The following is a 10,124-nucleotide window of genomic DNA, read 5'->3' on the forward strand; positions in this document are numbered from 1 at the left end:
AGCTCAACCCGAGCTCCCCCATTCTCTTTTTACGGAGACAGGGACGCGCTCGGATTGATGAGGACCTCGCCGGGAGCGGACACGCCTTTGGCGATGAAGAACGACCCGTCGAGGAAAATCGCCTTGACCTCGTACTTCCGCCCACCGATGACACCAAAGTGGAGAACGGGCTCGTCCTGTGAGCAATAGCCGGTAGCCCCTCGCGCCTCGCGAACGCCGCGCAGGTACGACGGGTCGTCGACGTGACGCTCATCGTAGACGTAGACCTTGGCGCCGAATGCACCGGCATCGCCTCGGGGCCCGACGAGCCGCACCTCGAGCCAGTTGTCGTCGTCGCGGTCGTTCCGAAAGAGCGTATTGCTTCCTCGCTTGCTCGCCACCGCGATATCGAGATCGCCGTCGCGGTCGAAGTCCACGACCGCCGTCCCGCGGCCATCGCGACCGAGGTCGACGATCCCGATGTCCCGCACCGCCGAGAACCCGCCTCTTCCGTCGTTCTCGAGGATCGCCTCGGTGCCGCCGATGTAGATGTCGAGGTCGCCGTCGTGATCGAAATCACCGAGCGCGGCAGTGAAATTGCCCCGTCCGATCTCCTGACCGGGACGAAACCGCAGGGACCCCTCGTTGAAGAATATCTTCGTGCGGAAGTTACTGACGAGAACCACGTCGAGGTCGCCGTCGCCATCGAGATCGCCGAACGACCAGCCGTTGGTTCCCTCTTCGGGGAAGCGAATCCCACTCGCGGCGGTGACATCGGTGAAACGGCCCCGGCCATCGTTCGCGAATAGCGCCAGGGGGCCGATGGGGGAGCCCACCGTCATATGCCCCGTCGTCGCCAGGTCCAGGTCGAAATCGTTGTCGAGATCGGTCAGGGCGATCCCCTGATTCGCGAGTCTCGCACCCAGGGATCCGAGTGAACGGCGCTCGAATCGAAGACTTCCTCGACCCAGATAGACCGTCATCGGCAGGTTTTCCCAGGCGCTCAGGACGAGGTCGAGGACTCCGTCACCGTTCACATCGCCCGCAGCCACTCCGCGGGGCTCTCCGTCATCGAGCTCGATGCCCGATCCCGGGGTAACATCGGTGAACGTCCCCATGCCGTCGTTGCGATAGATCTTGTGGTTTCCGCTCCAGGTGTGGGCATTGAAGAGATCGTAATCTCCGTCGTTGTCCAGATCCGCAAAGATCGCCGCGTGAGACTCCTCGCTGAGACGCCCGAAGTAACCGTCGTCCGAAACACCGGAAGCGGCGCCCTGCTCACGAAAGCTTCCGTTCGTCAGGTTGACGAAATAGAGGTCGGGCCGATCTTCGTTGGGGGCGAAAATGTTCGTGACGTAGAGCTCGGGGAATCCGTCGCCGGTAGCGTCGGCGACCTGGACCCCGTGGCCTCCCAGGTTGCGAAGTGAGAAGAAACGCGATGAAGCGGTCACGTTGGTGAATCCGAACGGCGCGGCGCGAGCGGGGCCTGAGCTTGCCCCTACCACCAAAACGAGAAACGCGATGTGGCTCACGGGAACAGGAATCGCAGTCCGGTTCCGACTCTCAGACCGCCAGCCTCGTAGCGGATCTCCTGGCTCGCCGAGTCGAGCAGAACGAAGTCGGCGCGGCTGTAACGCAGAGTCACGTCTACTCCCAAAAACCCGACGAGGCGGACAGTGCTCGATGCGCCAACGTGGTATCCCCATGGATGGGCATCCAGCCGCCTCAGGATGGAGCCCTGCGATACGACGGACTCGAACGGAAATGCCTCGGCGTAGAGCACGTCGTCCAGAACGTCGGCCTCGACGAAGAACTTGCTCGCGCCACCGTACAGATCCAGCGACAGACGCCGTCCGAGATTCATCGAAACGACGGGACCGATGTGGAAGGCTTGCTCTCGATGAACGAGGCCGGAGCGGGTCTCGCTCAACTCCCGAAACTGCTCGTAGAAGAACGGGTGCGGCAGAAGCGCTCGGTAGCGCGCGCTCGCCTCGTTCTCGAAGAAGTCGAATGAAGCGCTCACCGCGATCGGTCCGGAAAGCCGGACCACCGCCCCCACTTCGGCGCCCCGCGTGGGTCCGTTTTCGTACAAGGTATCGACAGAAGCTGTTTCGCTGAAGAGCTCGAAAGAGCGCGATTCCGAGAAGCTCCCTCGGGGCCGGCCGGTCGCCGCGTTCACAAAGACGGCGACCCGATGAGGGTGTTCCGGTTCACGAGGCGCCGTTGCCGAAGATGCGGGGGGAGCGGGTGGTTGCCAATCGGAAGGCGGCGACGTTCGTCGCAGTGGGGTTGGCGCCGGTGTCGTCGGTGGCAAGGGCGGTTCGGGCCTCGGCGAAGGTGGGCGAACGGGCTCCATGACCGGTTCCACCTCGGCCGGAGGGATCTCGTTGGCGCGGCTCGTCGCCCCCACATCGACGGCCGTCTTGAGGACGATCCACGTCTGGCCGGACAGCGTCGTCACTCGTACCGAACGCTCCAGGACCTCGACCCGTCGCACCTCGGTGCGCGACCCGTCGGCCAGCACGAGCCAATCTCCCGAGGCCAGCCGGGCGCATCCCACGAGGACGATCAGAGGAAGTCCGGCTTTCATTTCTTCTTCTTTTTGCGTGGCGTCCTCTTGGTCGGTGCCGACTCGCCCCGCAGGTGCGCGATCACCTCATCGACGTGGCCCGCGACTCGAACCGGGGACCAGGCTGCCGCGATCCGACCTTTTTCGTCGACGACGAACGTCGAGCGGATCGTTCCCAGGAACTTTCGACCGTACAGGCTCTTTGTGCCGTACGCGCCGTACGCCTTCGCTGAGAGATTTTCTGGATCGGACAGCAGATCGAAACCGAGACCGTGCTTGGTCTGGAACCGGCGATGAGATTCGAGCGAGTCCTTGGAGACCCCAAAGACCGACGCACCCTCCAGCTGCAGCCGAGCCAGGTTGTCCTGAAAATCACAGGCCTCCCGAGTGCAGCCCGGGGTGTCGTCCTTGGGGTAGAAATAAAGCACGAACTTGCGGCCCTTCAGGCTCGAGAGCGACACGTCGGAGCCAGACGTCGAAGGCAGCCGGAACGTGGGGGCCTTGTCACCCGGTTTCAGCATCGATTGGAACCTCCACGCCTATTTTACTGGGTCCTATAATGATGCCGTGCTGGAGCTTCCCGACGAACTTCGAAACGAGATGTGGCTGCGAGTCCAGCGCGCGATCGAGGAGTATTCCCGGGAGCTCGAGCACCTTCGCGTAGCTCCCTCTTCCGATCCGCGACCGGTGCGGCAGCTCCTGGAGGACATCGATTTCAGCACCCCCATGAGCGTGGGTGAGGCGCTGGATCGGGTCCTCGAGGGCCTTCGCCATCATCAGGTACACAACGGCCATCCTCGTTACTTCGGTTTGTTCAACCCCGCCACGTCCACGATGAGCGTGGCCGCAGATGCGCTGGCGGCGGCTTTCAATCCTCAGCTCGCCGCCTGGACTCACGCGCCTTTTGCCTGTGAGGTCGAGCGTCTCCTGATCCGCGAGCTGGGCGTGAAGTTTGGCTACCCTGGTGAAGTCGTGGGGGGCTCGTTCACGACCGGCGGGGCAGAGGCCAACCATACGGCGCTCCTGACGGCGCTCGTCCGACATTTTCCCCGCTTCGCCGAGGATGGCCTACGCTCGCTGCCGGCGCAGCCGACCCTCTACGTTTCCTCGGAGAGCCATCATTCGTTCTTGAAGGCGGCCCGGCTCTGTGGGTTGGGCACATCCGCCGTGCGTCCCGTCGAGGTGGACGAGAGTTTCCTCATGGTCCCCGAAGCGCTTCGCGCGTCGATCCGTGAAGATCGGAAGGCGGGACGCCACCCGCTCTTCGCCGTGGCGACTCTGGGAACGACCGGAGCCGGTCTCGTCGATCCGGTCGACGCGATCGCTCTTGTGGCGCATGAAGAGGGTCTATGGGTTCACGCGGACGCGGCCTGGGGCGGAGCGGCGATTCTCGTCCCGGAGCTTCGCCCTCTTCTGAAGGGCGTCGAGCGGGCCGACTCCATCACCTTCGACGCTCACAAATGGCTCTCCGTCCCGATGGGAGCGGGGATGTTCTTCACCCGGCACCCTGAGCTCCTCGATGACGTCTTTGGCGTGGTGGCCGGGTACATGCCGCGGGCCGGGGAGGGGATCGACGTCCGCGAGCCCCACCGCTCGTCGATGCAATGGTCGCGCCGGTTCATCGGCCTGAAGCTCTTCCTCACGCTCCTGGTGGCGGGCTTCGACGGCTACGCGACGATGATTCGCGAAATGGTGCGTCTCGGAGACCTCCTGCGCGAACGGCTAACCGATGGCGGATGGGACATAGTCAATCGCACGAAGCTTCCGGTGGTGTGCTTCCGCGACCGGCGAGCCCCGGATACCGAAGCGGTGAGGGCCATTTCCGACGCGCTCGTCGAGAGCGGTGACGCCTGGACGTCCGTTACTCTCGTGGGAGGTCGGATTCCAGCCCTCCGGGCCTGCATCACGAATTTTCACACTCGGGAAAGGGACCTCGACTTCCTACTCCGGTGCCTTTCCGAAGCTCGACTCCGGGTTCTCGAATCAATTTCTTGAATGAAAAGGAGAATCCAATTCAAGAAAACGGCCAGAAATGGTCGTCCCTGAGGTTTCCTGAACGATCGAGAAGTAATGGTTAGCAGAACCTGACCCGGGACCATCGCTTTTCGAGTCATGGATAGAGTGGAGGAGTTCGTAGAAGCCTTTCTTATGCCGAGTGGGACGGGATCGAACCGCGTGCTAGATTCCAGTTAGTGTAAAGCCCCGAAAGGATGGTCGGGCCATGTCGTTCGAGCGCGAGTTCCGAATCGCCGAGTGGGTGGTAAAGCCGCACTCCAACACCATCGTCGGCCCCCAGGGCGAGGCACACGTGGAGCCAAAGGCGATGCAAGTGCTCGGGCTTCTTGCGTCTCACCAGGGCGAGGTCGTATCGAAACAGGAGATTCTGAAGGCCGTATGGGACGGAACCTTCGTCTCCGACGAAGTCCTGCCAAATGCCATATGGGAAGTCCGCAAGGCGCTCGGGGACGATGCGAGGAAGCCGCGCTTCATCCAGACGCTCCCGAAAAAGGGCTATCGGCTCATCGCTTCCGTCGAAGTCCCCGGCGCTGATGCCGAGCGGTTCTCGTCGGGCGGAAGCGGCGCCCGGAAGCTACTGAGCTGGCGCTCGGTGCCGGCGGTGCTCTTGCTAGGCGTCGTCGCCGTGGGCGCATTGATTCTGCTAGGTGAAGCCGACGCCCCCGGCCACGATCCTTTCTCGGTGCTGGTGATGGACTTCGAGAACCACACGAAGGACGAGGAGCTGAAGTGGCTCTCGAGCGGCGCCCCCACCATGCTGCGCACCGGGCTGGCGGAAGTAACCGGGCTGACGGTGGTCAGCTCGCAGCGTCTCGAGCAGGTGCTCAACGAGATCGACGCGAACGGGAGCTCCCGTCATGAAGTAGCTCGGCGAGCCGGGGCTTCCGCCGTCGTTGTCGGAACGATATTCCGGCTCGGGCCCGAGTATCGAATCGACGTGCAAATCGAGAACGTCGACGACGCTCGCATCCTGTCGGCGCACAGCGTGCGGGGCGAAGACGTGTTCCAGCTCATGGACGATTTGACGGCCCACGTCCGAGACAGCCTACGAATCGATAGTCCTTCGAAAGAGCCAGTGACACCCATCAAAGAAATGACCACCGCCTCCCTCGACGCCTTTCGACTCTACAACGAAGGGGTCGAGGCGCGACGCCACTTGAGGGTTTCCGATGCGCGCCGGGCGCTCACCGAAGCGGTGCGCCTCGACCCCGATTTCGCCCTCGCCCTCGCGGAGCTTCAGATGGTGGCGGCACTCAGCCGCGATGAAGCCGCCTATCGAGATCTTCAGCAACGTGTGCTCGAGCTCAAGGATCGTCTCCCGCCCAACCAGCGCCTGCTTCTCGAATCCACCGACATGGCGAAGGAGGATCCAGAGCGCGCCGAGACGGAGCTCCTGGAGCTCATCGCGCGCAGGCCGGACGAGGAAGAGGCCTATATGATGCTCTCTCACCTCTACCAGGATTCTCGGGAAATGGAGAAGAGCCTCCAGATTCTCGAGCGTGGGGTGACGAACCTGCCGTACTCGGGGTACTTGCGTTTGTACTATGGCTACGCTCTTCTCAAACTGAGTCGCTTTCCCGAAGCGATTCACGAGTTCGAAGCTTACGCCCGCATCAACCCTGATGAGGCCAATCCTCAGGACAGCCTCGGTGAAGCCCATTTGATCGCGGGGAGCCCCGAGCCGGCGCTCGACTACTATCGGAGGGCACTCGAGATCGATCCGACCTTCGCCTCGTCCCATATCGGCCGTTCCTGGGCCTTCGCGTCGACGGGTCGATACGACGAAGCCCTCGCGGAGATCGACGCCATCGAGGACAACATGCCTCCCAAATACTCGCGGTACGAGCTGGTCTTCCAGCGCGCCTACGTTCTCGCGAGGGCCGGGCGTTACCGCGAGGCCGAAGGCCTTCTCGAGATCGTCAACACGGAGGCGCTCGAGAGCGAGAACACCACGATGCAGGCGGCGGTCCGATTGCTGGACTCCCTGTTCGCCATCGAGAAGAACGAGCTCGATGCCGCGATTGCCGAGGCCCGCGCCGCCGACGTGCTTCTCTCCGCGGAGAACGACTCCCCCAACCTGAACCGCCTTCGCAAGCTCGCCGCGCTCTTCGAAGGCATCGCCGCCAGCCGTTCAGGGAAGGTGGAGCAGGCAGGAGCCAAGCTCGCGGCTCTTGGCTCGCCCGACGGGCGCGATCCTCGCGAGCAGTGGTGGTATCACCTCTTGATCGGCGAGATCGCCCTCAGCCGGAACGATCCGAGGGCCGCCTTCACCGCCTTCGACGAGGGGACACCTCGACGCAAAATGGAGTTCAACGTAATCCACCTCTTCGAGAATCTCGGTGGGAGCCTTCCGTTCCGCGACGGCGCCGCGCGAGCGAAGGCGCTCCAAGGCGACTACCGTCGCGCCGTCGAGCTCTACGAACGGCTGCTTCATCCCGGCATCGGCCAGGTGTGGACGGCCATGCTCGAGCCGCGGTATCACCTCGAGCTCGCCCGCCTGCATCGCGAGAACGGCAACGCGGGCGAAGCGTCCAAGCATTATCAGAGGTTCTTGAGCCTCTGGTCGAAAGCCGACAGCAACTGCCCCGAGCTGAGCGAAGCCGAGCAGTTCCTCGCCTCGTCTTGAACTTGATCCCCTACCGCAGCTCCCCGACGATCTGATCGGCCAGGTAGCGAATCTCCCCTTCGCTGATGACGAGGGGCGGGAGAAGGCGCAGCACCGTCTTGCCCGCCGGAAGCGCGAGCACCCCTCTTTGCTGTAACCCTTTGAGGATGGGCGTCACCTTCTCACGAAGCTCGACACCGATCATGAGTCCCAGATGCCTCACCTCGCGCACCCGGGAAAGGTTCTTCGGCTCGATGAGGGAAACGAGGAGATCTCCGCGTTCGCGGGCACGCTCGTCCAGACGATGGCGTTTCATGAAGTCGATGGCGGCGGAGGCCGCGGCGCAGCAGAGAGGATTGCCGCCGAAGGTCGAGCCGTGAAGGCCCGTGGGAGCCGCGACCGCGTCGGATACGATCGTTGCCCCCATGGGAAGACCTCCCGCGATTCCCTTGGCAACGCACATCATGTCGGGCTCGAGGTCGAAATGCATCGAGGCGAACATTCGCCCAGTGCGGCAGAAACCGGTTTGCACTTCGTCGACGATGAGCATCGCCCCGCGCTCGCGACACACCCGCCGTGCCTTGTCGAAATATTCCCCGGTCCCGACGTAAATGCCTCCCTCCCCCTGCACGATCTCGAGGATGACGCCGGCGGTTCGCTCCGAGACTGCCGCTTCGAGCCTCGAGCAATCGTTGAAAGGTACATGAATGAAACCCGGTACGAGAGGAGCGAAGCCCTGCTTGTACTTGGGCTCGTAAGTGGCCGAGAGCGCCCCTAGGGTCCGTCCATGGAAGCCCCTCATGGCGCAGACGAGCTCCTTGCGCCCGGTGGTATAGCGGGCGAACTTGATGGCCGCCTCGAGAGCTTCCGTGCCGGAGTTGCACAAGAAGGCGCGGGTGAGCGATTTCGGGGCGATGCCGACGAGCTTCTGCAACAGCTTGGAGCGAACGTCGGAGGAGAAGGCCCCGGGGCAGGATACGAGCTTGCGCGCTTGTTCGGCCACGGCCCGGGCCACCTCCTCATTCGCGTGACCGATGTTCGCGACGCCGTAGGCACCCGCGGCGTCGAGGTATTCCCGTCCCTCGTGGTCCCAGACCTTGGCGTCCTTGCCGCGTACGATTTGAATGCCCCGCTTGGGGTAGATATCCAGTTCGTGGGGAGACTCGGCCGCGGAACGATCCGCACTGGTCGTGCTCATCGGATCCACGTGCCTCGATGCTGAAGCGCCTGTTCGATGGGGCGGCTGACACGAGCGTCGGCAAGGATGACTTCTTTGACACCCCCGCGAAGCGCTTCGGCGGCCGCCAGGGTCTTCTTCTTCATGCGTCCTTCCGCGTATCTTGCGTCTTCGTCGAGTCGCGCGCTCGAAATGGTCTCGATGAGCGAGTTGGGATCGTCCTTGTCGCGGAGCAGCCCCGGAACGTTGGAGAGGATGACGAGCCTCTCGGCCTCGAGGGCCACTGCCAGGCTCGCGGCGGCGCGATCCCCGTCGACGTTGATGGGCTCTCGCTCCTCGCTCAGGGCCGGGGGGCAGACGAGCGGCACGTATCCCGCGTCGAGCAACAACCCCAGAAGATCGACGTTCACCGAGTGAATCTTTCCCGAGAGATCGTCGCGGACGACGAGGCGTCTTCCTCCCTCGACCACTCGGAGCGCCTTCTTGCGCTCGCCGCCGAAGAGCGCGCCATCGACCCCGGAGAGGCCGACCGCGTTGATACCCAGGCGGTGACACAGGGCCACGAGCGTCTTGTTGACCTTGCCGCAATAGACCATGAGGAAGATGTTCAGCGTTTCCCTGTCGGTGTACCGGCTTTCGTGCCCCGATTCGGAAATCAACGTTCGTGGCGGCTTTCCGAGCCGCCTGGAGACCTCGTCCATCTCGTCGTGCGCGCCGTGCACGACGACGAAGCGGAGCCCCCGCTCGAGGTATCTCTTCATGTCGACGAAGACGCCCTGATGATCGATGTCCCTACCACCCCCGACCTTGACCACGGTCACAGGAAGCGACATGTCTCTCCGTTCCCGATGGGCACCCACCCATCTCGCCCAGGAATCGGCTCGGAACAAACGACCAGAGGCTCCCCGGGCTTGCGGCGTCGGTAGTGCATCGTGAAGTATTCGGCGTCTTCGGCGAAGCGCGAATGGACGAGGACCGTTTGGCCGTCGCTCAAGATGAGGTTCATCGCGCGAACGTAGTCGGTACGCTTCTCGATGATGCGCGTCGCTCTCCGGAGCGCGTTCTCCATCCCTCGGCCGTTTTCGAAGCGCTTGATGAAGTTGAAGACCTTCTCCGCGCCGATCCGACCGCGCTCCCGGATGCGCACCCCCCGGAGCTCACCGTTGAAAGCGAAGACGTTGGTGCCGTCGGAGAACGGCATATTGTTCTCGACGCGAATCCCCTCGTCACGAAAGGCGCTGCGCGCGTGAGCCACGAGCAGCCGCGTCGGCGGCAAATCGGGCAGATCATCCTCCCAGATGGGACGGATGCTCTTGTGGATTTCCCACCGGCCTTTCGCGCGGACCGCGCACCCCCATCCGTGGCCCTGGTACTCGCGACTCCGCTTCGCCACGAGGGCGAAGCCCGACAGGAGGGGCGCGATGTCGATGGCCACCAACGATTGCACCGCGAGCAACCGGCACATGTCGTCAGGGATGAAGCCCGGCGAACTCGAGGGCGGTCGTTTCCTCGAAGCCGTGCAGGATATTGAATGCCTGTACCGCCTGGCCCGCGGCGCCTTTTCCCAGATTGTCGATCGCGCTCATCACGACGAGTCGGCGCGTGCCCTCTTCGCGCTCGAAACCAATATCGCAGTAGTTCGTGCCCGCCACGAGCTTCGGCTCGGGATATCGATAGATGGAATCCTTCTCTTTCACGATGCGGACGAACGGCTCCTTCCCGTAATCCTCACGGTAGAGTCGCCAGATGTGTTTCTCGGGGAGATCGTCTTTCAGTAC

At 63.2% G+C, this 10,124-nt stretch carries 9 protein-coding genes; 2 read left to right on the forward strand and 7 right to left on the reverse strand.

The genetic code is table 11. The features are described 5' to 3' along the window. Positions 1-29: 29 nt before the first annotated feature. From VEK15_30195 to VEK15_30205, 3 genes are read right to left on the reverse strand one after another with little or no spacing between them, the layout of a single operon-like run. Entirely contained in the window at positions 30-1,511 is a 1,482-nt protein-coding gene (locus VEK15_30195; GenBank protein HXV65004.1) for a CRTAC1 family protein, read from the reverse strand. Beyond that, positions 1,508-2,569 carry a hypothetical protein gene (locus VEK15_30200; protein HXV65005.1) on the reverse strand — a complete coding sequence of 354 codons (1,062 nt, stop codon included), beginning with the start codon at positions 2,567-2,569 and terminating at the stop codon, positions 1,508-1,510. Before VEK15_30200 ends, VEK15_30195 begins: the two co-directional genes overlap by 4 nt. Next, positions 2,566-3,069, reverse strand: coding sequence for a peroxiredoxin (locus VEK15_30205; protein ID HXV65006.1), 504 nt, complete (start codon positions 3,067-3,069; stop codon positions 2,566-2,568). Before VEK15_30205 ends, VEK15_30200 begins: the two co-directional genes overlap by 4 nt. 46 nt (positions 3,070-3,115) lie before the next feature. On the opposite strand from VEK15_30205, the gene VEK15_30210 reads away from it, so the two are divergent. Both VEK15_30210 and VEK15_30215 read left to right on the forward strand, forming a co-directional pair. Then, positions 3,116-4,543 carry a pyridoxal-dependent decarboxylase gene (locus tag VEK15_30210; GenBank protein ID HXV65007.1) on the forward strand — a complete coding sequence of 476 codons (1,428 nt, stop codon included), beginning with the start codon at positions 3,116-3,118 and terminating at the stop codon, positions 4,541-4,543. Between the two features lie 226 nt (positions 4,544-4,769). Next, a complete protein-coding gene (locus VEK15_30215) occupies positions 4,770-7,190 on the forward strand; it encodes a winged helix-turn-helix domain-containing protein (protein ID HXV65008.1) in 2,421 nt (806 codons plus the stop codon). A 10-nt stretch (positions 7,191-7,200) separates the two neighbouring features. Here the strand turns inward: VEK15_30215 and VEK15_30220 are convergent, their stop codons facing one another. The 4 genes from VEK15_30220 to VEK15_30235 form a co-directional block, all read right to left on the reverse strand. Then, on the reverse strand, positions 7,201-8,367 hold the full coding sequence (locus VEK15_30220) for an acetylornithine/succinylornithine family transaminase (GenBank protein ID HXV65009.1): 1,167 nt from the start codon (positions 8,365-8,367) through the stop codon (positions 7,201-7,203). Beyond that, the gene (locus VEK15_30225; protein HXV65010.1) at positions 8,364-9,179 is read right to left on the reverse strand and encodes a [LysW]-aminoadipate kinase; all 816 of its coding nucleotides are present in this window, start codon (positions 9,177-9,179) and stop codon (positions 8,364-8,366) included. Before VEK15_30225 ends, VEK15_30220 begins: the two co-directional genes overlap by 4 nt. Further along, entirely contained in the window at positions 9,164-9,811 is a 648-nt protein-coding gene (locus VEK15_30230) for a class II glutamine amidotransferase (GenBank protein HXV65011.1), read from the reverse strand. The genes VEK15_30225 and VEK15_30230 overlap by 16 nt, the downstream gene beginning before the upstream one ends. Before the next feature lie 4 nt (positions 9,812-9,815). Then, the coding region (locus tag VEK15_30235) for an N-acetyl-gamma-glutamyl-phosphate reductase (protein HXV65012.1) at positions 9,816-10,124 on the reverse strand (309 nt) is incomplete at its 5' end.

The sequence above is a fragment of the Vicinamibacteria bacterium genome (assembly GCA_035620555.1).
Classification (GTDB): domain Bacteria; phylum Acidobacteriota; class Vicinamibacteria; order Marinacidobacterales; family SMYC01; genus DASPGQ01.